General features: G+C 64.7%; 20 protein-coding genes. 13 read left to right on the top strand and 7 right to left on the bottom strand.

Annotation, left to right across the window (positions count from 1 at the left end):
• Positions 1 to 47 precede the first annotated feature (47 nt).
• Complete coding sequence (locus AABA86_RS16240) at positions 48 to 1,379, top strand: Hsp70 family protein (RefSeq protein ID WP_338307517.1); 1,332 nt, start codon at positions 48 to 50, stop codon at positions 1,377 to 1,379.
• Positions 1,380 to 1,572: 193 nt separating this feature from the next.
• Here AABA86_RS16240 and AABA86_RS16235 read toward each other — a convergent pair whose 3' ends face one another.
• Complete coding sequence (locus AABA86_RS16235; RefSeq protein WP_028143036.1) at positions 1,573 to 2,016, bottom strand: SRPBCC family protein; 444 nt, start codon at positions 2,014 to 2,016, stop codon at positions 1,573 to 1,575.
• A gap of 133 nt (positions 2,017 to 2,149) precedes the next feature.
• Positions 2,150 to 2,839: a hypothetical protein gene (locus AABA86_RS16230; protein ID WP_338307516.1), complete on the bottom strand. Its 690-nt coding sequence runs from the start codon at positions 2,837 to 2,839 to the stop codon at positions 2,150 to 2,152.
• A 116-nt stretch (positions 2,840 to 2,955) separates the two neighbouring features.
• Here AABA86_RS16230 and AABA86_RS16225 point away from each other — a divergent pair, with 116 nt between their 5' ends.
• The 4 genes from AABA86_RS16225 to AABA86_RS16210 all read left to right on the top strand — a co-directional run bounded on the left by AABA86_RS16225 (position 2,956) and on the right by AABA86_RS16210 (position 5,012).
• Positions 2,956 to 3,930 carry an alpha/beta hydrolase family protein gene (locus AABA86_RS16225; RefSeq protein ID WP_212248503.1) on the top strand — a complete coding sequence of 325 codons (975 nt, stop codon included), beginning with the start codon at positions 2,956 to 2,958 and terminating at the stop codon, positions 3,928 to 3,930.
• A 248-nt stretch (positions 3,931 to 4,178) separates the two neighbouring features.
• Entirely contained in the window at positions 4,179 to 4,388 is a 210-nt protein-coding gene (locus tag AABA86_RS16220) for a cold-shock protein (protein ID WP_212248504.1), read from the top strand.
• Positions 4,389 to 4,488: 100 nt separating this feature from the next.
• Complete coding sequence (locus tag AABA86_RS16215; RefSeq protein WP_212248505.1) at positions 4,489 to 4,731, top strand: transcriptional regulator; 243 nt, start codon at positions 4,489 to 4,491, stop codon at positions 4,729 to 4,731.
• A gap of 56 nt (positions 4,732 to 4,787) precedes the next feature.
• A complete protein-coding gene (locus AABA86_RS16210; RefSeq protein WP_212248506.1) occupies positions 4,788 to 5,012 on the top strand; it encodes a hypothetical protein in 225 nt (74 codons plus the stop codon).
• 86 nt (positions 5,013 to 5,098) lie between these two features.
• Here the strand turns inward: AABA86_RS16210 and AABA86_RS16205 are convergent, their stop codons facing one another.
• The 5 genes from AABA86_RS16205 to AABA86_RS16185 form a co-directional block, all read right to left on the bottom strand.
• On the bottom strand, positions 5,099 to 5,311 hold the full coding sequence (locus tag AABA86_RS16205; protein ID WP_212248507.1) for a hypothetical protein: 213 nt from the start codon (positions 5,309 to 5,311) through the stop codon (positions 5,099 to 5,101).
• Positions 5,312 to 5,602: 291 nt separating this feature from the next.
• Positions 5,603 to 6,880: a formyl-CoA transferase gene (gene frc, locus AABA86_RS16200; protein ID WP_212248508.1), complete on the bottom strand. Its 1,278-nt coding sequence runs from the start codon at positions 6,878 to 6,880 to the stop codon at positions 5,603 to 5,605.
• 65 nt (positions 6,881 to 6,945) lie between these two features.
• Positions 6,946 to 8,679 carry an oxalyl-CoA decarboxylase gene (gene oxc, locus AABA86_RS16195; protein WP_338307515.1) on the bottom strand — a complete coding sequence of 578 codons (1,734 nt, stop codon included), beginning with the start codon at positions 8,677 to 8,679 and terminating at the stop codon, positions 6,946 to 6,948.
• Positions 8,680 to 8,746: 67 nt separating this feature from the next.
• Complete coding sequence (locus AABA86_RS16190) at positions 8,747 to 9,442, bottom strand: GntR family transcriptional regulator (protein ID WP_166819518.1); 696 nt, start codon at positions 9,440 to 9,442, stop codon at positions 8,747 to 8,749.
• Positions 9,443 to 9,582: 140 nt separating this feature from the next.
• Positions 9,583 to 9,783 carry a hypothetical protein gene (locus AABA86_RS16185; RefSeq protein WP_338307514.1) on the bottom strand — a complete coding sequence of 67 codons (201 nt, stop codon included), beginning with the start codon at positions 9,781 to 9,783 and terminating at the stop codon, positions 9,583 to 9,585.
• A 12-nt stretch (positions 9,784 to 9,795) separates the two neighbouring features.
• Between AABA86_RS16185 and AABA86_RS16180 the strand changes: the two genes are divergently transcribed.
• The 8 genes from AABA86_RS16180 to gcl all read left to right on the top strand — a co-directional run bounded on the left by AABA86_RS16180 (position 9,796) and on the right by gcl (position 20,562).
• Entirely contained in the window at positions 9,796 to 11,925 is a 2,130-nt protein-coding gene (locus tag AABA86_RS16180; protein ID WP_212248510.1) for an acetate--CoA ligase family protein, read from the top strand.
• Between the two features lie 56 nt (positions 11,926 to 11,981).
• Complete coding sequence (locus AABA86_RS16175; protein ID WP_338307513.1) at positions 11,982 to 12,821, top strand: IclR family transcriptional regulator; 840 nt, start codon at positions 11,982 to 11,984, stop codon at positions 12,819 to 12,821.
• Positions 12,822 to 12,927: 106 nt separating this feature from the next.
• A complete protein-coding gene (locus AABA86_RS16170; protein ID WP_338307512.1) occupies positions 12,928 to 13,896 on the top strand; it encodes a Bug family tripartite tricarboxylate transporter substrate binding protein in 969 nt (322 codons plus the stop codon).
• Positions 13,893 to 14,378 (top strand): tripartite tricarboxylate transporter TctB family protein, encoded by a 486-nt coding sequence (locus AABA86_RS16165; RefSeq protein WP_338307511.1) that lies wholly within the window; start codon positions 13,893 to 13,895, stop codon positions 14,376 to 14,378. Before AABA86_RS16170 ends, AABA86_RS16165 begins: the two co-directional genes overlap by 4 nt.
• On the top strand, positions 14,378 to 15,877 hold the full coding sequence (locus tag AABA86_RS16160) for a tripartite tricarboxylate transporter permease (protein ID WP_338307729.1): 1,500 nt from the start codon (positions 14,378 to 14,380) through the stop codon (positions 15,875 to 15,877). The genes AABA86_RS16165 and AABA86_RS16160 overlap by 1 nt, the downstream gene beginning before the upstream one ends.
• 53 nt (positions 15,878 to 15,930) lie before the next feature.
• Entirely contained in the window at positions 15,931 to 16,731 is an 801-nt protein-coding gene (locus AABA86_RS16155; protein ID WP_212248513.1) for an NYN domain-containing protein, read from the top strand.
• Between the two features lie 85 nt (positions 16,732 to 16,816).
• Positions 16,817 to 18,619 (top strand): adenine deaminase, encoded by a 1,803-nt coding sequence (locus AABA86_RS16150; RefSeq protein ID WP_338307510.1) that lies wholly within the window; start codon positions 16,817 to 16,819, stop codon positions 18,617 to 18,619.
• Positions 18,620 to 18,771: 152 nt separating this feature from the next.
• Positions 18,772 to 20,562 (top strand): glyoxylate carboligase, encoded by a 1,791-nt coding sequence (gene gcl / locus AABA86_RS16145; protein WP_338307509.1) that lies wholly within the window; start codon positions 18,772 to 18,774, stop codon positions 20,560 to 20,562.
• The last annotated feature ends 13 nt before the right edge of the window (positions 20,563 to 20,575 follow it).

Genomic DNA, 20,575 nt, shown 5'->3' with positions numbered 1-20,575 from the left:
AAGCCGCTAGTGGTCTGCCCCCTTCCAATCATCTGTCAGAGTGGTTCATGTCGAGCGCCTCGCCCGCCGTCTCGATCGGCATCGATTTTGGGACCAGCAACACGGTCGTCGCGCTTGCGGCGGACGACCGCCGGGTCGAGGCCATCCGCTTCGACCACGGCGGACAACGCCACAGCGTCTACGTGTCGGCTCTGTGCTTCTGGGAGGACCGGCCGGGCGCCGGCGCCCAGGCCGAAGGCGGCCCGTGGGCGATCGAGACGTTCCTCGAAGGACGCCACGTCTACCGCTTCCTGCAGTCGTTCAAGACGTTCGCGGCGAGCAGCAGCTTCAACACCACGCAGGTGTTCCGGCAGCGCTTCAAGTTCGAGGATATTCTGGCGGCGTTCCTGCGGACGCTGGCGCGCCATGGTGGCGAGCGGTTCGGCTTCGAGACCTCGACCATCACGGTCGGCCGCCCGGTGCGCTTCGCCGGCGGCAATCCAGACGAGGCGCTGGCGATGCAACGCTACCGCGCCGCGTTCGAGCGCCTGGGTGCCGGCCATGCGCGCTACGTCTACGAGCCCGTCGGCGCGGCGTTCTCCTTTGCCCGAAGGCTCGAGCGCGATGCCACCGTGCTGGTCGCGGATTTCGGCGGCGGCACCAGCGATTTCTCCGTGATGCGTTTCTCGCGCGCGGGCGGTGCCCTTCGCGCCGAGCCGCTCGGCCACGCCGGCATCGGCATCGCCGGCGACACGTTCGACTACCGCATCGTCGACCACGTCGTCTCGCCGCGGCTCGGCAAGGGCTCCAGCTTCCGTTCGTTCGACAAGGTGCTGCCGGTCCCCAGCGGCCATTACACCAACCTCGCGCGCTGGCATCAGCTCGCGATGATGAAGAGCAACGGCGATCTGCGTGAGCTGCGGGAGCTTGCGCGTAGCGCGCTGAAGCCGAAGCTGCTCGAGGATTTCATCACCATCGTCGATCTCGACCTCGGCTTTTCGCTGTACCGCGCGGTGTCAGATGCCAAGGTCGCGCTGTCGGCGCAGGACGAGGTGGATTTCCGCTTCAAGGGCGGCGGGGTCGATATCGGATCGACCATCACGCGGAAGAATTTCGAATCCTGGATTGCAGACGACATCGCCCGGCTGGGGGCCACCGTCGACAAGGTGCTGGCCGAAGCCGGCATCACCGCGCGCGAGGTCGAGAAGGTGTTCTTGACCGGCGGCACTTCTTTTGTGCCCGCCGTCCGAAAGCTGTTCGCCGAACGGTTCGGCAACGAACGGCTGATGTCGGGCGACCAGTTCGAGTCGATCGCCTATGGCCTCGCGCTGATCGGGCACAGTCCCGACCCGGACCGCTGGACTGCCGGCGGCGGGCTCGAGGCGAAGGCGGGCGCTTGACGATTGTCCGTCATTGCTTCGCTGCGCTCGGAATGACCGCGTGGGTAGAGCGGCGCATCTGATCGAACAGTGCCGTAGGGTGGGCAGAGCGAAGCGTGCCAACGCGTCTGTCGCCGTACGAGAAAGATCGTGGGCACGGCGCAAGTGCGCCGTTGCCCACCCTACGACACCAACTACGATACTTTCGTCACGGCTACTGATTGATCTCGGGCTCGACGAGCTTCGCCAGATTGCGCAGCGATTCCTGCCAGCCGAGATAACAGGCCTCCGGCGGGATCACGTCGGGGATGCCGGCCTGCGTGATGTCGATCTCGGTGCCGACCGAGACCTTCTTCAGGATCACGGTGACCTCGATCTCGCCGGGCAGGTTGGGATCGTCGAATCTGTCGGTGTAGCGGAGACGTTCGCCGGGCACGAGCTCGACATATTCGCCGCCGAACGAATGGCTGTTGCCCGTCGTGAAATTCCGGAACGACATCTTGAACGTGCCCCCGACCTTGGGCTCGAAATGATGCACGGTGCAGGTGAAGCCATTCGGCGGCAGCCATTTCGCCATCGCATCGGCCTCCAGGAAGGCGCGATAGACTTTTTGCGGGCTGGTCGCGAGAACGCGGTGCAGGCGGATCGTGCTGGGCATGGTTGTTATCCTCAGTGATTGATGGGCCCGAGATTGGCGTCTATGGCCCATTCATGTCACGAGGACGACCGGGAAGCCGCCGATCCGACATGGCATCTCGTTTTTTTTGTCGGCGGTCCTTCTGGCCGGGTTGCTAGATCGCTGCGACATCCTGTGGCGTCATCGTGAATGCCAGCCTGTAGCGGCCGATGTTGATATCCTCGCGAGCACCCGCCGCGTGAAGCGACGACGGCGAGAATTGGCCGGCGATCCCGGCGTCAACCACATCGGCATCGTAACCCGACAGCAGGACGATCCAGTCGGCAGCGCCGTCCCTGCCGCGGATCTGCTGCTCTGTGGTGGGCGCGCTCGTGCGAGGCGTGTCGGTGAAGAGGAGGTGGGCGCCTGTCAGCCCCGGCTGCAGCGCCAATGCGCTGAGCGTTTCCGAGAGGCGCGTTTGAAGCTCCGCCTCCCGTCCGGCCTGGGGCGATAGCCTGATGGTCGCCAGCGCCCTCGCGACGCCGCCGCCAAAGCTCGCCGCCACCCGGCACTGGCTGCGGACCATGCCGAGATGATGCGGCATCATCTTGGTCGACCACGGCGTCGGCGCGTTGAGCCGGTCGAGATATCCGCTCGAGGTGAGGACCTCGTACTGCGCGAGCTCGTAGAGCACGAAGAAGCCTTGCGCGTCCGACGTGCTGGTCCAGCGCGAACCGCGCCGGAAGCCGGGAATGCTCATCCGCTCCGGAAAGTGCTCATGCGAATGCCAGTCGCCGAACTCGCTGCGCTGTTCGGGGCGAACGCTCCACCACATCGCGACGGCGGCCTTGCCCAGTAGTGACATGGTGACCTCCCATCCTGCGCAGCAAGATCAGCCCCAATGTCTACGCCTCATCAACAAAAGCCACAATTCCGCTGCCGTTCCCCATTCAACTCCTGCGCGAAATAGGGGGGCTTCCGTTGCACAGGACGCTATGGGCTTTTGCCGTCATTCTCTGCTGTCTTGCTTCGCCTGCCAGGGCCGCGGGCATTCAGCTGCTTCAATCCGATCCGGCGCTGTCGGGCGCGATCTGGTATCCGTGCGCTGCCGAGCCGACGCATGTGGCGCTGGGCGGTCTTTCAGTCGGCGCCGATTTCGACCTGAAGGGCGTGAAGGATTGTCCGGTCACGGGTGCAAAGTTGCCGCTCGTCGTCTTCTCGCACGGCCGGGGCGGGTGGTTCGGTGCGAACCATGACACCGAGGAGGCGCTGGCCGATGCCGGCTTCATCGTCGCCGCCATCAATCACCCTGGTGACACCACCAACGACTCGTCGCGGCGCGATACGCTGCCGGTGTGGGGATCGCGTCCGGCGGACATGGTGCGTCTGCTCGACTTCATGCTGAAGGACTGGAAGGACAGGGCGGTGATCGATTCCGCCAAGGTCGGCTTCTTCGGTTTTTCGCTCGGAGGCTATACCGGTCTGGCGCTGATGGGAACCAAGCCGGATTTCTCTTGGCTTGCCGAAAACTGCAAGGAGACGACCGGAACATGCGCCCAGCTCCACAACGGAGAAACGCTGCCTGACCCGCCGCAGGATGCTCGGATCCGCGCCGCGGTGATCGTCGATCCTGCACCCGCAGTTCTGACCCGGAAGAATCTCGCCGCGATCAAACTCCCTTTCCAATTATGGCGATCGCAGTTCGGCGGTCCCGGCGTGGGCGACGGTTCGCCCGTGGCGCGTGTTGCGGGGTGGCTCACGGGCAAGCCCGAGATGCATGTGGTTCCTGCCGGCCACTTCGCCTTCCTCGCACCGTGCACGCCGGAGCAGGCGGTGGCCGTGCCGCGCATCTGCACAGACGTGCCGGCGGGCTTCGACCGGGCTGGCTTTCACCGCGAGTTCAATGCGTCGGTGGTGAAGTTCTTCCGCGAGCAGCTCGCGAGCGGTGCGCACTAAGCGTTTCGCCAGAGGAGCCTCGCGTAGCCGCCTCGAACCTGGAAATGTTCCGCCGAAGCCACTGGCACAATTAAGCTTGCTCAAGCCTTGCAAGTAGAGACGGTGAGGTATACCTTAAAAGCTGTTCGTTCAGCCGCTGTGCCTTGTTGAATGCGCCCGCGGGCTCCTTTTCCAGAGACATCGACGAATTGAATTGGTTCTGCGTGAGCGTCACGCGGAATGTGCGCTTGCGCGCTTTGGAGAAGAAAATGACGACAGGTACCGTGAAGTGGTTCAACGGCCAGAAAGGCTTTGGATTCATTCAGCCCGACGACGGCGGCCAAGATGTGTTCGTTCACATCAGCGCGGTCGAGCGGGCTGGTCTTGCGGGTCTCGCTGAAGGCCAAAAGGTCAACTTCGAGGCCAAGACCGACAAGATGCGGGGCAAAGTCAGCGCAGAGAATCTCTCGCTGGTCTGAGCTCCCTGGTGCCGTTTCACGGATGTACTGAAACGGCCACGCTGCCCGCTCGATCCTAGGGATTGAGCGGGTTTTGTCTGTTTTCGGAGCAGGGTGAGGGATGAGCGCCAGGAAATCGGCAGAACCGTCACCCGAAGGTATCGCGCGTTCCAACCGCCAGCGATTGGCGGCTGAAGAAGGAGCGCGCGCCATGGCGGATGCCGTAAAACAGGCGGTCGACGTTCGCAAGAACATGGCGCGGCTGCGCGAACTGCGCGAAGCCAAGGAAGCGGCCGACGCGACCCTTCGAGCATCGTTGCCGGCATCGACTCCGACGAAGCGCAAGAGGAAGCCGCCGCAATAATCGACTTCAGCAGCGCCACCGACGAAATCTGGAGAGGACCGGTCACATGCCGAAGAGTGCGGGTCGTGCCTAGAGCCAAGTCGGACGGCGGTGGCACAATCACCTTTTTTCTGGCGCTTGGCGCTGGCCGACAGATATGCCGGCTCGCGACCACGTTCCAAACGCAGAAACAGGCCTTCAGCTATCTTCAGAAGCACCGCACTGAGTTCGAGCGCATCGCGCGGACCCGGCTGGCGTCCGGGGAGCTCGAGGACGGCGTCGTCCTTCTCTCGATGCTCTAAAGCATGATCCGGAAAACTGCACGGCGGTTTTCAGCCGGCCGGATGCAGATCGTAACCGGCGACAAGACGCTTCCTATTCGGGCAAGCTATTCGGGCAAGCCTTTTTCAAGCGGCTCTTTTTCAAGCAGCTCTTTCGACTTCGCCTCGCGGGCCAATCGCTCCGCTTTGAGCCGCTCGCGGTTCTCGTTGAGGGAGTGCTGGCCCTTCGCATAGTCGTTCATCGGCTTCTGCGTCTTGACTGGCTTGAACGCCTTGTTGGCTTCGCGCTTGGCCCGATCAGAGGATTGATCTCTCAACATTTCGACCTCACTTCGATCAATGGGCGTAGCCCGGGAGCGCCTGACGCGACGCCTCCCGCCTGCAAGCCGATATGGATCGATTGGTCACCCTCTGAACGGGAGGGTGAATCATCCTTCAGTGTTGGGCGGGTCTGGCGCGAGGTTGGGTCACTCGCCGTGGAGGCGGCACGTTCGCATTTCTGAGAGCATGCCGGTCGAAGAGGGTAACGGACGGTGTGCGGTTCGGTTCCTTTGGCCCGAACAAAAAGGCCGCCGAAACCGGCGGCCTTTCGTCGTTCACTGATAGGTCCGTTACTCCGCGGCCTGCTTCTGCGGCGGGTCGAGCGCACCGGACTTGTGGATCTCGGCGACCTGATGGTCGGAGAAGCCGAGCACCGAGCGCAGGATCTCGTCGGTGTGCTCGCCGAGCAGCGGGGAGCGCTCGACGTCGCTAGGGCTATCCGACAGCTTGATCGGGTTGCCGACCGAGATGTACTTGCCGCGGGTGGGGTGGTCGACCTCGACCACGGTGCCGGTCGCGCGCAGCGACTGGTCCTCGGCGATCTCTTTCATCGACAGGATCGGGCCGCAGGGGATGTCGTCCTTGTTGAGGATCTCCATCGCCTCGAACTTGGTCTTCGTCATCGTCCACTTCTCGATGCGGGCGAAGATCTCGTTGAGGCGCGGCAGGCGGGCCGCCGGCTTGGCGTAGTTCGGATCGGTCTTCCAGGTGGGCTCGCCGATCACGTCGCAGATCTTCTCCCAGACCGGCGCCTGGGTGATGAAGTAGATGTAGGCGTTCGGATCGGTCTCGAAACCCTTGCACTTCAGGATGCGGCCGGGCTGGCCACCGCCGGAATCGTTGCCGGCGCGCGGCACGGCATCGCCGAACGGAATGCCTTCGCCGAATTGGCTGTATTCCTTGAGGGGACCGTGGGCAAGGCGCTGCTGGTCGCGCAGCTTGACGCGGGCGAGGTTGAGCACGCCGTCCTGCATCGCGGCGGTGACGCGCTGGCCCTTGCCCGAATGCGTGCGCTGATAGAGCGCGGTGACGATGCCGAGCGCCAGGTGCAGGCCGGTGCCGGAATCGCCGATCTGCGCGCCGGTGACGAGCGGCAGGCCGTCGCGGAAGCCGGTGGTGGAGGCGGCGCCGCCGGTGCACTGCGCGACGTTCTCATAGACCTTGCAGTCTTCGTACGGTCCGGGGCCGAAGCCCTTGATCGAGGCGACGATCATCTTCGGGTTGATCGCCTGGATCTTCTCCCAGGGGAAGCCCATGCGGTCGAGCACGCCGGGGCCGAAGTTTTCAACCAGCACGTCGCACTTCTTGATCAGCTCGGTGAGGACTTCCTTGCCCTTGGGGTTCTTGGTGTCGAGCGTGATCGAGCGCTTGTTGTGGTTGAGCATGGTGAAATACAGGCTGTCCACGTTCGGGATGTCCTGCAGCTGGCCGCGGGTGATGTCACCCACGCCCGGACGTTCCACCTTGATCACGTCGGCGCCGAACCACGCCAGCAGCTGCGTGCAGGTCGGTCCTGATTGAACGTGGGTGAAGTCGAGAATGCGAACGCCCTCGAGCGCTTTGGTCATGCTGTTGCTCCGTACTCTGTGTCTGCCCCCGCCAACCGCAGGGAATTAAGGGTTGAGGGGTGGACTTACTTCTTCTTCTGCAGAACGCTCTGCGGATTGAGGTTGCCGATGCGGCCGCTCTCCGAGCCCGCGGCCGGATCGATCACCGCGTTGATGAGCGTCGGCTTGCCGGACTTCATGGCCTCGTTGACGGCGCGCTTGAGCTCGTCCGGCGAGGTCGCATTCACGCCGACGCCGCCGAAGGCTTCCATCATCTTGTCGTAGCGCGCGCCCTTGACGAACACCGTCGTCGCGGGATCGGCGTTGGCGCCGTTGACGTCGGTGCCGCGATAGATGCCGTCATTGTTGAAGATGACGACGCAGATCGGAAGGTTGTAGCGGCAGATGGTCTCGACCTCCATGCCGGAGAAGCCGAAGGCACTGTCGCCTTCCACTGCGAGCACGGGGTGGCCGGTCTCGAGCGCGGCGGCGATCGCCTGGCCCATGCCGATGCCCATCACGCCCCAGGTGCCGACGTCGAGACGCTTGCGCGGGCGGTACATGTCGATGACGCCGCGGGCGAGGTCGAGCGTGTTGGCGCCTTCGTTGACGAGGATCGCTTCGGGGTGCTCCTTGATGACGTTCTTCAGCACGCCGAGCGCGCCATGATAGTCCATCGGCGATTTGTTGTTCATCAGCTTCGGCGCCATCTTGGCGACGTTCTCTTCGCGCTTGGACGAGATCGCCTTGGTCCATTCGGCGGGTGGGGCGGTCCAGCCCGTAGCCATCGCCTGGTTGAAGGCGGAGACGACCGAGCCGATGTCGCCGACCACGGGGGCGACGATCTCAACGTTGGAGTCCATTTCCCTGGGCTCGATATCGACCTGGATGAACTTCTTGGGCGCTTCGCCCCAGTTCTTGCCCTTGCCGTGCGAGAGCAGCCAGTTCAGCCGCGCGCCGATCAGCAGCACGACATCGGACTCTTTCAGCACCGTCGAGCGCGCCGCGCCGGCGCATTGCGGATGGGTGTCGGAGAGGAGGCCCTTGGCCATGCTCATCGGCAGGAAGGGGATGCCGCTCTTCTCGACGAAGGTCTTGATCTCCTCGTCGGCCTGCGCATAGGCCGCGCCCTTGCCGAGGATGATGAGCGGACGTTTTGCGCTCTTCAAGACATCAAGCGCGCGCTTGATCGAAGCGGGCGAGGGGATCTGCGCGGGCGCAGCATCAATCACCTTGACCAGCGACTTCTGGCCGGCATCGGCACTCATCACCTGGCCGAACAGCTTGGCCGGCAGGTCGAGATAGACGCCGCCCGGACGGCCCGAGACCGCGGCGCGGATGGCGCGGGCCAGGCCGATGCCGATGTCCTGGGCGTGCAGCACGCGATAGGCCGCCTTGCACAGGGGCTTGGCAATCGCGAGTTGGTCCATCTCTTCGTAGTCGCCCTGCTGGAGGTCGACGATCTCGCGCTCGGACGAGCCCGAGATCAGGATCATCGGATAGCAGTTGGTGGTGGCGTGGGCGAGCGCGGTGAGACCATTGAGGAAGCCGGGCGCGGAGACGGTGAGGCAGATGCCGGGCTTCTTGGTGAGATAGCCGGCGATGCCCGCCGCATAACCGGCATTCTGCTCGTGGCGGAATGAGATCATGCGAATGCCCTCGGCCTGCGCCATGCGGCCCAAATCCGTGATCGGGATGCCCGGCACATTATAGATGGTGTTGATGCCGTTCAGCTTGAGCGCGTCGATGACGAGATGAAAGCCATCCGTCAGCTCCTGCTCGGTGCCCGGTGCTTCGGACTTGGTCGCGGTGTTCAGCATGGGCCTTGTCTCCCTGGTCTCAAGATAGTGGGGCGAATTATTCGCCCTTCTGGTGAACGTTGCTTGGTTACGTAAACAGTTCCTGGCCGTGCGCTTCGACGTAAGCGGCAAGGCCGAGAGTGTGGTCGCGAGCGCGCTTCTCGGCGAGCTCGGTGTCGCGCGCCTCCAGTGCTTCGATCATGCCGAGATGCTCGGGCAGCGAGGTCGCGGTGCGGTCCTTGCGTCCGATGGTCAGCTGGCGATAGCCGCGCACGTGCAGCAGCAGGTCGTTGGTGAGATCGACCAGCACCGGCGATTCCGACAGCGAGATCAGCGCCTGATGGAAGGCGATATTGGCGCGCGAATATTCCTCGACGTGATCCTCGGGCAGGCGATCCTTGCCGAAGTCCTTGAAGTAGTCGCGCAGCGCCGTGATGTCCTTCTTGCGCGCGGTGGTGGTGATGAGGCGCGCGGCCATGCTCTCCAGCGCAGCCCAGGCGCGGATCATGTCGACGATCTCGCTCTTGGTCCGGCGCACCACCATGATGCCGCGGCGCGGCACCGTCTTCACGAAGCCGTCCTGCTCGAGCATCGCGATGGCTTCGCGGATCGGGGTGCGGCTGACGCCCAGACGTTCGGACAGCGCGCGCTCGTCGAGCATCACCGGCTCGGGCGTCGAGTAGATGTCCATCTTGAGGATGGCTTCCTTCAAGGCGTCATACGCCTTGTTCTTGAAGCTGCTCTCCGGGGCAATACGAACGATTGCGATATCTGCCTCGGCCATGTTCGGCAACGCCTTGGTTGGTTTCCGCAGTGACACGACGAATCTCCTCCAGTGGGAGTCGTCTTTTACAGGATTATTAACGGGAAAGTTTTTGGCATACCAAATGCCAGAATGTCAAGCTGGCTATTTTTTGCGGCGTTCTAAGCCATGCTGCAGCTTGACAAGTTGGCTTCTGGCATACCAAATGCCATCGCCAGCCATTTTTGATCCACGGCGGCGGAGTAACCTGGCGCTTTATGCCGCTCCGTTCCGCGGAAATGGAACAGAGCGCGGCGAATGGCAAGCATCACGGGCAGCTGCAAAACCACGCCCGCGCTTTGAAAAGAACGAACTGAGGTCAAGGGAGAAGCCACATGTCCAATTCCAAAGATGCCGTCCGCAAGGTGCTTGACCAGGTCAAGGCGGACAACCGCACCAGCCTGACGGCCCCGGAAGGCAAGCTGGTCTGCGACGCCTATGGCATTCCGGTGCCGAAGGAGGGCGTGGCGAAGTCGGCGGGCGAGGCCGGCAAGATGGCCTCGTCGATGGGCTTCCCGGTCGTGATGAAGATCGTCTCGCCGGACATTCTCCACAAGACCGAAGCCGGCGGCGTCATCGTCGGCCTCAAGACGGCCGAAGACGCCGAAAAGGCCTATGAGACCATTCTCGGCAACGCCAGGAAGTACAAGGCCGATGCCAAGATCGACGGCGTCCAGGTGCAGCAGATGCTGGCCGGCGGCACCGAGGTCATCGTCGGCTCGATCACCGACGGCTCGTTCGGCAAGCTGGTCGCCTTCGGCCTCGGCGGCGTGCTGGTCGAAGTCCTCAAGGACATCACCTTCCGCCTCGCGCCCGCGACCAAGGAAGACGCGCTCTCGATGCTCGACGGCATCCAGGCGCATGAGATCCTGAAGGGCGTGCGCGGCGGCGAGGCGGTGAACCGCAACGCCCTTGCCGATGTCATCGTCAAGGTCTCGCAGCTCGTCACCGATTTCCCGGAGATTGTCGAGCTCGACCTCAATCCGGTGTTCGCGACGGCGAAGGGCGCGACCGCCGCCGACGTGCGCATCGTCGTCGACTTCGCCTATGTGCCGAAGCCGAAGCCGCGCCCGACCGAGGAAATCGTCGCGGCGATGAGCCGCATCATGCAGCCGAAGGCGGTCGCCGTGGTCGGCGCCTCCGCCGAAGACGGCAAGATCGGCAACTCCGTGATGAAGAACCTCATCAACGGTGGCTACAAGGGCGACATCTATCCGATCCATCCCAAGGCCGCCGAGATCCTCGGCTACAAGGCCTATAAGAGCGTCAAGGACGTGCCGGGTGTGATCGACACGGCGGTGTTCGCGATCCCCGCGAAGTTCGTGGCGGCGGCGCTCACCGAATGCGGCGAGAAGAAAATCCCGGGCGCGGTGCTGATTCCGTCGGGCTTTGCCGAAGCCGGTGCGCCGGAGCTGCAGGCCGAGATCGTCGAGGTCGGCAAGAAATACGACATCCGCCTGATGGGGCCGAACATCTACGGCTTCTACTATACGCCCGCCAATCTCTGCGCGACCTTCTGCACCGCCTACGACGTCAAGGGCCACGCGGCGCTGTCGTCGCAGTCGGGCGGCATCGGCATGGCCATCATCGGTTTTTCGCGCTCGGCGAAAATGGGTGTGTCGGCCATCGTGGGCCTCGGCAACAAGTCCGATATCGACGAGGACGATCTGCTCGCCTTCTTCGAGCAGGATCCGAACACGAACCTGATCGCGCAGCACTGCGAAGACCTCAAGGACGGCCGCGCCTTCGCGGAGGCCGCCAAACGCGTCTCCAAGAAGAAGCCGGTCGTCGTGCTCAAGGCCGGCCGCACCTCGGCGGGCGCCAAGGCGGCCTCGTCGCATACCGGCGCGCTCGCCGGTAACGACAAGATCTACGAGGACGTCCTGGCGCAGTCCGGCGTGATCCGGGCCCGCAGCTTGCGGCAACTGCTCGAATTCGCCCGCGGCGTGCCGGTGCTGCCGACGCCGAAGGGCGAGAACGTGCTGATCATCACCGGTGCCGGCGGCTCGGGCGTGCTGCTGTCGGACTCCTGCGTCGACAACGGCCTGTCGCTGATGTCGATGCCGGCGGATCTCGACGCGGCCTTCCGCAAGTTCATCCCGCCGTTTGGCGCGGCCGGAAATCCTGTGGATATCACCGGCGGAGAGCCGCCGATCACCTACGTCAACACGGTGAAGCTCGGCCTCTCGGACGAGCGCATCCACTCGCTGATCCTCGGCTACTGGCACACCATCGTGACGCCGCCGATGGTGTTCGCCCGCAACATGGTCGAGGTGAAGAAGGAGATGGAGGCCAAGGGCTTCGTGAAGCCGATCGTCGCCTCGCTCGCGGGCGACGTCGAGGTCGAGGAAGCCGCCGAATATCTCTACCAGAACGGCATCCCAGCCTACGCCTACTCGACCGAGCTTCCGGTCGAGGTCCTCGGCGCCAAGTACAAATGGGCGCGCGGGGCAGGGCTGCTCTGAGACGAAGACTTCACCTCTCCCCGCCTGCGGGGAGAGGTGACAACTGTCAGGTCGCGATGAGCAAGAACGTGATCCGGCGCAAATCGCTCGAGCCTCGATCATCGGAGGCCGACAACGACACGCGCGACGGCGGCGTGCAGTCCGTCGATCGCGCGCTGTCGATCCTGGAAACGCTGGCCGAGGACGACGAAGGCTATCGCCTCAGCGATCTCGCGGTGCGGACCGGCCTGTCGGCTTCCACCGTACACCGCCTGCTGGCAACGCTGGAGAGCCGCCGCTTCGTGCAGTTCGACCGCACGCAATCAAAATGGCATGTCGGCTCGCGCGCCTTCACGGTGGGTGCGAGCTTTGCGCGGCGGCGCAACTTTTCCGCGCAGGCGATTCCTTACTTGCGCAAGCTGCGCGATCTCACCCGCGAGACCGCCAATCTCGCCGTGGTCGACGACGAGTTCATCATCGTGCTGACCCGCATGGAGAGCCGCGAGATCATGCGCTCGCTGACCCTGGTCGGCGGCCGCGTCCCCATGGTGACGTCCGGCGTCGGCAAGGCCGTGCTCGCGACCTATTCCGACGAGGACGTCGGCGCCGTCATCCGCCATCACGGCATGCCCCGGCTGACCGAGAAGTCGATCGTGCGGCCGAGCGACCTGTTCAAGGAGCTCGAAAAGATCCGCAAGCAGGGTTTTGCGCTCGACGATGAAGAAGCCAGCATGGGGCTGCGCTGTATTGCCGCAGTGGTCTACAACGACTGTGCCGAGCCGCTCGCGGCAATTTCCGTCTCGGGCATGACCAGCCGCCTGACCGACGACAGGCTGCCGGAAATCGGCCAAATCGTGCGCGAGGTCGCCGGCGAGCTGACGGTCACGCTCGGTGGGGTGATGCCGGCGCCGCGCTGATTGGGGAACCCGGGCACTGTCGCTGGACAGCATCGGCCGTTTTGGCTGATATGCGACCAAACGACACAATGCGGCAAACGTCCGCATGAGCCTGGAGAGCGTCCTCATGTTTCAATTTTCCGCGCGCCTTGCCGGCGCAGCCGTCGCGCTGACCCTTGCGGCAGCGACGCCGTCCCTTGCCCAGCAGCTCGAGCTCAAGCTGATGGCGCCGGCGGCCCCGGGCGGCGGCTGGGACCAGACTGCGCGCTCCATGCAGCAGGCGCTGGTGGCGGCGGGCGTCGCGCGCAGCGTGCAGGTCACCAACGTTCCCGGTGCCGGCGGCAGTGTCGGCATCGCGCAATTCGTCAACGGCGCCAAGGGCGACGGCAACCAGTTGATGGTCAACGGCTTCGTCATGGTGGGCGCGCTCGCCATGAACAAGTCGCCGGTGACGCTCGAGCAGGTGACGCCGATCGCGCGCCTCACCGAGGAAATCCAGGTGATCGTGGTTCCCGCGAATTCGCCGATCAAGACTGCGCAGGATCTGGCCGCCGCGGTGAAGGCCGATATTGCCAAGGTGACCTTCGCCGGCGGCTCCGCCGGCGGCGTCGACCATGTGATGGCAGCGTTGTTCGCCGGCGCGGTCGGTGCCGACGCCAAGAAGATCAACTACATCCCGTTCTCCGGCGGCGGCGAGTCGCTGGCGGCGATCCTCGGCGGCAAGGTCACCGCGGGCATTTCGGGCCTCAGCGAATATGAAGGGCAGATCAAGTCCGGCAAGCTGCGCGCGATCGGCGTGACCTCGGAGAAGCGCATCCCGGGCAGCGACATCCCGACCTTCAAGGAGCAGGGCATCGACCTCGTGATCGCCAACTGGCGCTCGGTCGTGGCGCCTCCCGGCATCACGCCGGAGCAGCGCAAAACCCTGAGCGATGCGGTCGAGAAGATGGTGAAGTCGGACGCCTGGAAGGAAATCCTCAAGCAGAAGGGCTGGGAAGACGCCTATCTCGGCGGTGACGCCTTCGCCGACTTCCTGAAGAAGGAAACCGTGCGGGTCACCGACGTGCTGAAATCGGTCGGCCTGGTCAAGTCATGACCTCGGGCGATCCGGCCCAGCCGCCGCGGCGCGTCGATCGCGCCGGTATCGTCATCGCTGCACTGCTCGCAGGCCTCGCCGCGGTGCTGGTCTTCGACGCGCGCGGCCTGTCATCCACCGCGATGTACGGCATGGGGCCGGAGGCGATGCCGGTCGTGGTCGCCAGCGGCCTTGCGCTGCTTGCGATCGGCAATTTCATCGACGCGCTGCGCGGCAATTTGCCGGCGCGCGAGAGCGCCGATCCCGTGCCCGTGGTCCTGATCCTGGTCGGCCTTGCGCTGCTGATCGCCATCATCGGCTTCGGCGGCGGCTTCATCCTGGCGACGTCGGCGCTGTTCGTGACGACGTCGGCCGCGTTCGGGCGCCGCGCCATCCTCGTCGACAGCATCATCGCCCTCGTGATGTCGATCCTGATCTATCTCGCGTTCGACCGGTTGTTGACGCTGAGCCTTCCGACCGGCCCGCTGGAGCGACTGCTGTGATGGACACTTTTGCGGCGCTGGCGCACGGCATGGCCGTCGCCATTCAGCCGATGAACCTGCTCTATGCCCTGATCGGCGTATTCCTCGGCACGGCCGTGGGCGTGCTGCCCGGCATCGGCCCGGCGCTGACGGTCGCGCTGCTGTTGCCGGTCACCTACAAGCTCGACCCCGGCGGCTCGCTGATCATGTTCGCCGGCATCTATTATGGCGGCATGTATGGCGGCTCGACCACCGCGATCCTGATCAACACGCCCGGCGAGAGCGCCTCGATGGCGACCGCGCTCGAAGGCAACAAGATGGCCAAGGCCGGCCGCGGCGGGCCGGCGCTTGCGACATCCGCGATCGGCTCCTTTGTCGCCGGCACCATCGCCACCATCGGGCTCGCCTTCCTCGCGCCGTGGCTGGTCGACTTCGCCGTGCGCTTCGGCCCTGAGGACTATTTCGCGCTGATGTGCGTCGCCTTCGTCACGGTGTCGGCGACCTTCGGCGATTCCCCGATCCGCGGCCTGACCAGCCTGTTCATCGGCCTGACGCTCGGTCTCGTCGGCATCGACAAGCTGACCGGTCAGGCGCGGCTTGCGTTCGGCGTCCCTGAACTGCTCGACGGCGTCGAGGTGACGACGCTCGCGGTCGGCCTGTTCGCGGTGGGCGAGGCGCTCTACGTCGCATCGCGCCGTCACCACAGCGAGGAGAAGCTCGAGCCGGTGCGCGGCTCGCTGTGGATGACCAAGGAGGACTGGAAGCGGTCGTGGAAGCCGTGGCTGCGCGGCACCATGTTCGGCTTTCCGATCGGCGCGCTGCCCGCGGGCGGCGCGGAGATCCCGACCTTCCTGTCTTATTCGACCGAGAAGCGGCTGACGAAATACCCCGAGGAGTTCGGCAAGGGCGCGATCGAAGGTGTCGCGGGGCCGGAGGCCGCCAACAACGCCTCCGCCGCCGGCACGCTGGTGCCGCTGCTGACGTTGGGACTGCCGACCTCGGCGACGGCCGCGATGATGCTGGCGGGCTTTCAGCAATACGGACTCAACCCGGGACCGCTGCTGTTCGCCGAGCGGCCTGATCTCGTGTGGGGCCTGATCGCGAGCCTGTTCATCGCCAACGTGATGCTATTGGTGCTCAATCTGCCGCTGGTAGGCCTCTGGGTGCGGCTGCTTGCGATCCCGCAGCCATGGCTCTATGCCGGCATCCTCGTATTCGCGACCATGGGCACCATCGCCGCAAAACCGTCGGTGGTCGAATTGTCGATGCTGGCCGGCTTCGGCGTGCTCGGCTTTTTGATGCGCCGGTTCGATTTTCCGATCGCCCCCGTCGTGGTCGGCCTCATCCTCGGTCCGATCGCGGAGAGCCAGTTGCGCCGCGCGCTCGCAATCAGCCTCGGCGATCCCATGACGTTGCTGCAGAGCCCGATCTCGGCGACGCTGCTGGGGCTGGCACTGATCGCGCTACTGGCGCCCTTCGTGCTGAAGGGGCTCGGGCGGTTCAAGGCGACCGAAGATTAGTCATCCCGGCGCTGGCATCTTGTGATGCTGCGTCCATCTCGTGGGGACATTCCATGCCGTCAGAACTTCGTTCGCCCCGTCTCGCCGTCCTGATCGATGCCGACAATGCGTCGGCAAAAATCGCGGACGGACTGTTCGAGGAGATCGCCAAGATCGGCGAGGCCAGCGTCCGCCGTATCTACGGCGACTTCTCCAACGCGCGGTCCAGGGGGTGGGCCGACATTCTGTCGAAGCACGCCATCATCCCGCAGCAGCAGTTCGCCTATACGACGGGCAAGAATGCATCCGACATCACGCTGGTCATCGACGCCATGGACCTGCTTCACAGCGGCCGGTTCGACGGCTTCTGCCTGGTGTCATCCGACAGCGACTTTACCCGTCTGGCGGCCCGCATCCGGGAGCAGGGCATCGATGTCTTTGGGTTCGGCGAGCAGAAGACGCCGGAGAGCTTCCGGCAGGCCTGCCGCAGGTTCGTCTACACCGAGAACCTGCTTGCCGCCCCGGCGAACACCCAGGACGCCGCCTCGAGATCGACGTCGCTTCAGCCGCTTGATGCCGCGACCCCCATCATCAAGAAGGTCATCACCCAGATGGAGAGCGAGGACGGCTGGGTGACGCTCGGGGAAGTCGGCCGGCAACTTGCCAATCTGGCGTCCGATTTCGATCCGAGGACCTACGGCTTTCGCAAGCTGAGCGACCTCGTGCGGAAGACGAATTCGTTCGAGATCGATGAGCCAAAGGGCCGGTCGATGCGGATCCGGGTCAAGCCCGCTGCGGCACCGCCGACGAGAGCGCGGAACCGGCGCCGGCCTGCAAGGTCGGGAACGGCAGGCGGTGCGGCGCCCAAGGCGTAAGCAGGGCGTGCCGTCATATTTGCACTTGCCCGGTTTGGTGCAGGGCGTAACCATCGCCGGGCCGTAACGCCGCGCGAGGGTCCCGATGACCAAACTCACCCGCTTCTCCGTCGCCCCGCTGCATGCGATGACCCGGCGCCTCGCCGATGTCGCGTCCGCGCGTCTCGCGCCAGATCTGGTCATTACCGGCGCGCGGGTGCTCTCGACCTATTCGGAACGCATTCATCCCGGTCGGGAGGTCTGGATCACCGGCGGGCGCATCGCGGCGGTGAAGCCATCAGGCGCGGCGAAGAAGATCTGGCCCGACGTGCCGCTCTACGATGCCGCTGGCGGCGTCATCGCGCCCGGGCTGGTCGATCCGCACATCCACATCGAATCCTCGATGGTGACGGCCTGCGCCTATGCGGAGGCCGCGCTACTCAACGGCACCACCACGATCTTTTGCGACAGCCACGAGATCGGCAACGTCATGGATGTCGCCGGGGTGGAGGCGATGCTGGAAGACGCGCGCGAGGCGCCGCTCTCGATCTTCCTGACTGTGCCGAGCACGGTGCCGGCGACGTCGGCCGAGTTGGAAACGGCCGGCGGCGATCTCACGCCGGACAAGATCGCCGGCCTGTTCGACCGCTGGCCGGAGGCTGTCGCGCTCGGCGAGAAGATGGATTTTGTCCCGGTCACGATGGGCGACGAACGCAGCCATGCGATCCTCGCAGCCGCCCTGAAGCGCGGCCGTCCCGTGTCCGGCCACGTCTACGGCCGGGACTTCGTCGCGGCCTATGCGGCCAGCGGCGTAACGGATACCCATGAGGCGATCGACCGCGACATCGCCGACGACCTGCTCGATGCCGGCGTCTGGATATTCCTGCGCGGCGGTCCGCCGACCACGCCATGGCACTCGCTGCCGCAGGCGATCCGCACCATCACCGAGCTCGGCGCCTCGCACAAGCGCACGGCCGTGTGCACCGACGACCGCGACGCCGACGATCTCCTGATGTTCGGCCTCGACTGGGTGGTGCGCGAGGCGGTCAAGGCCGGGATGTCACCGGAGCAGGCCTGGTCGATGGGCTCGCTGCACGGCGCCACGCGCTTCGGCATGGACGGCGACATCGGTGGCCTCGGCGGCGGCCGCCGCGCCGATCTCGTGCTGATGGACGACCAGCTCAAACCGCAATGCACCTGGTATGGCGGCGAGCTCGTGGTCGAGAACCGCGAGATCACCGGGCTGCTCGATCAGGCGCTGTCGCAGCGCTATCAATATCCAAAGGCGGCCTACGCGACCGTGAAGCTGCCGGAGAAGGTCAAGCTGACGCCGGATCTGCCGGCGAAGGCCTGCACCGTCAATGCCATCAAGACAGCGTTGCCGGGCATCACGCTGATCCATGACAAAGTCGCGATCGAGCCAGCAAAGGACTGGCCGTCGCTGTTCGCGCGTTACGGCCTGTGCTTCGTCACAGTCATCGAGCGCCACGGCAAGTCGGCCGGCAACGTCGCTTACGGACTGCTGAAGGACTTTGGCCTCAAGCGCGGCGCGGTCGCGTCCAGTGTCGGGCATGACAGCCACAACATCATCGTCGCCGGCACCAACGAGCCCGATATGCAAGTCGCGATCGCGGCCATCAAGGACCAGCAGGGCGGCGTCTGCGTCGTCGCCGATGGGAAGGTAAGGGCGCTGGTTCCGCTGCCGATCGCGGGGCTTCTCTCGGACAAGCGCGTCACGGAGGTGGCCGAAGAGGTCAAGATGCTCAAGAAGGAATGGGCCGAGGCCGGCTGCACCATCCCCTATATGGGCTTCAATTTGATTCCCCTATCGGTCATTCCGGAAATTCGCATCACCGACAAGGGCCTCGTGCTGGTGCCGCAGATGGAGCTGGCGCCGCTGTTCGAGTGATCCGCTTTCATGCAACTCTCGATCTAACCGTTTGAGACCGCCGCCATTTTTCCGCGGCTGCCGCATCGTGGAAAATAAAATCGATCTCGTTGAGATCGGCTTCTGCGCACCCGATGATCTCGCTCGCTGACGCAACCTGAGCGAGGTCCGATATGGCGAAGATGCGAGCTATCGATGCTGCCGTGCGAATTCTGGAGAAGGAAGGCATCTCCACCGCCTTCGGCGTTCCCGGAGCCGCGATCAATCCGCTTTACTCGGCGCTGAAGAAGCGCGGCTCGATCCGCCACATCCTGGCACGCCATGTCGAGGGCGCCTCGCACATGGCCGAGGGCTATACGCGGGCGAAGGCCGGCAATATCGGGGTCTGCATCGGAACCTCGGGGCCGGCCGGCACCGACATGATCACCGGGCTCTATTCGGCGATCGCCGATTCCATTCCGATCCTCTGCATCACCGGGCAGGCTCCGCGCGCGCGGCTCTACAAGGAAGATTTTCAGGCCGTCGACATCGAGTCGATCGCAAAGCCCGTGACGAAATGGGCGGTGACGGTGCGCGAGCCGGCGCTGGTGCCGCGCGTGTTCAGCCAGGCGTTTCATGTCATGCGCTCGGGCCGGCCGGGACCGGTGCTGATCGACATGCCGCTCGACGTGCAGCTCGCCGAGATCGAGTTCGACGACGAGACCTATGAGCCGCTGCCGGTCTACAAGCCTACCGCCACGCGCAAGCAGGTCGAGAAGGCGCTGGAGATGCTCAACGCCGCCGAGCGGCCGCTGATCGTGGCGGGTGGCGGCATCATCAATGCCGATGCTTCGGACCTGCTGGTCGAATTCGCCGAGATCGCCAACGTGCCTGTGGTGCCGACGCTGATGGGGTGGGGCGCGATTCCCGACGATCACGTGCTGATGGCGGGCATGGTCGGCCTTCAGACCAGCCACCGCTACGGCAATGCCACCATGCTCGAATCCGACTTCGTGCTCGGCATCGGCAACCGCTGGGCCAACCGCCATACCGGCTCGGTCGAGACCTACACCAAGGGCCGCACCTTCGTGCATGTCGACATCGAGCCGACGCAGATCGGGCGCGTGTTCAATCCCGATCTCGGCATCGTCTCGGATGCGAAGGCCGCGCTCGAACTCTTCGTCACCGTCGCCAGGGAGTGGCGGCGGTCAGGCAAGCTTCGCGAGCGCCAGGCGTGGCCCGCGGCCTGCCGCGATCGCAAGAAGACGATGCTGCGCAAGAGTCACTTCGAGAACGTCCCGATCAAGCCGCAGCGCGTCTATGAGGAGATGACCAAGGCGTTTGGTCGCGACACCTGCTACGTCACCGTGATCGGCCTGTCGCAGATCGCCGGCGCGCAGTTCCTCGGCGTCTATCGCCCACGCAACTGGATCAATGCCGGTCAGGCGGGGCCGCTCGGCTGGACACTGCCCGCCGCGCTCGGCGTGCGTGCCGCGTGCCCGGATCGCGACATCGTCGCGCTCTCCGGCGATTACGACTTCCAGTTCCTGATCGAGGAGCTCGCGGTCGGGGCGCAGTTCAATCTGCCCTATATCCACGTCGTCGTGAACAATTCCTATCTCGGCCTGATCCGCCAGGCCCAGCGCGGCTTCGAGATGGACTATCACGTCCAGCTCTCCTTCGAGAACATCAACGCGCCGGAGATCGGCGTCTACGGTGTCGACCACGTCGCGGTCGCCGAAGGCCTCGGCTGCAAGGCGATCCGCGTCACCGATCCCAAGGACACGCAAGCCGCGTTCGCGACGGCGCGCGAGCTGATGGCCAAGCACCGCGTGCCCGTGGTGGTCGAGTTCATCCTCGAACGCGTCACCAACATCGCGATGGGCACGGAGATCGACAACATCGTCGAGTTCGAGGAGGTGCTGGACCTTCCGCTCGACGAAGTCGAGCGCGCGCGCCCGGGCGTGCTGCAGCCGGCGGAATAGGGAAGGACCTCAT

Source organism: Bradyrhizobium sp. TM233 (genome assembly GCF_036247965.1).
In the GTDB taxonomy this organism is placed as follows: domain Bacteria; phylum Pseudomonadota; class Alphaproteobacteria; order Rhizobiales; family Xanthobacteraceae; genus Bradyrhizobium; species Bradyrhizobium ottawaense.
This window is presented reverse-complemented; position numbering and strand designations above follow the sequence as displayed.

What these genes read in the sequence shown, in the direction of transcription:
- AABA86_RS16160 (WP_338307729.1), top strand. Translation starts at nt 14,378, where the DNA reads ATGGACACTTTTGCGGCGCTGGCGCACGGCATGGCCGTCGCCATTCAG.
- AABA86_RS16215 (WP_212248505.1), top strand. Translation starts at nt 4,489, where the DNA reads ATGAGCGCCAGGAAATCGGCAGAACCGTCACCCGAAGGTATCGCGCGT.
- gcl (WP_338307509.1), top strand. Translation starts at nt 18,772, where the DNA reads ATGGCGAAGATGCGAGCTATCGATGCTGCCGTGCGAATTCTGGAGAAG.
- AABA86_RS16190 (WP_166819518.1), bottom strand. Translation starts at nt 9,442, where the DNA reads ATGGCCGAGGCAGATATCGCAATCGTTCGTATTGCCCCGGAGAGCAGC.
- AABA86_RS16155 (WP_212248513.1), top strand. Translation starts at nt 15,931, where the DNA reads ATGCCGTCAGAACTTCGTTCGCCCCGTCTCGCCGTCCTGATCGATGCC.
- AABA86_RS16180 (WP_212248510.1), top strand. Translation starts at nt 9,796, where the DNA reads ATGTCCAATTCCAAAGATGCCGTCCGCAAGGTGCTTGACCAGGTCAAG.
- AABA86_RS16205 (WP_212248507.1), bottom strand. Translation starts at nt 5,311, where the DNA reads ATGTTGAGAGATCAATCCTCTGATCGGGCCAAGCGCGAAGCCAACAAG.
- AABA86_RS16175 (WP_338307513.1), top strand. Translation starts at nt 11,982, where the DNA reads ATGAGCAAGAACGTGATCCGGCGCAAATCGCTCGAGCCTCGATCATCG.
- frc (WP_212248508.1), bottom strand. Translation starts at nt 6,880, where the DNA reads ATGACCAAAGCGCTCGAGGGCGTTCGCATTCTCGACTTCACCCACGTT.
- AABA86_RS16220 (WP_212248504.1), top strand. Translation starts at nt 4,179, where the DNA reads ATGACGACAGGTACCGTGAAGTGGTTCAACGGCCAGAAAGGCTTTGGA.
- AABA86_RS16240 (WP_338307517.1), top strand. Translation starts at nt 48, where the DNA reads ATGTCGAGCGCCTCGCCCGCCGTCTCGATCGGCATCGATTTTGGGACC.
- AABA86_RS16150 (WP_338307510.1), top strand. Translation starts at nt 16,817, where the DNA reads ATGACCAAACTCACCCGCTTCTCCGTCGCCCCGCTGCATGCGATGACC.
- AABA86_RS16230 (WP_338307516.1), bottom strand. Translation starts at nt 2,839, where the DNA reads ATGTCACTACTGGGCAAGGCCGCCGTCGCGATGTGGTGGAGCGTTCGC.
- oxc (WP_338307515.1), bottom strand. Translation starts at nt 8,679, where the DNA reads ATGCTGAACACCGCGACCAAGTCCGAAGCACCGGGCACCGAGCAGGAG.
- AABA86_RS16235 (WP_028143036.1), bottom strand. Translation starts at nt 2,016, where the DNA reads ATGCCCAGCACGATCCGCCTGCACCGCGTTCTCGCGACCAGCCCGCAA.
- AABA86_RS16170 (WP_338307512.1), top strand. Translation starts at nt 12,928, where the DNA reads ATGTTTCAATTTTCCGCGCGCCTTGCCGGCGCAGCCGTCGCGCTGACC.
- AABA86_RS16165 (WP_338307511.1), top strand. Translation starts at nt 13,893, where the DNA reads ATGACCTCGGGCGATCCGGCCCAGCCGCCGCGGCGCGTCGATCGCGCC.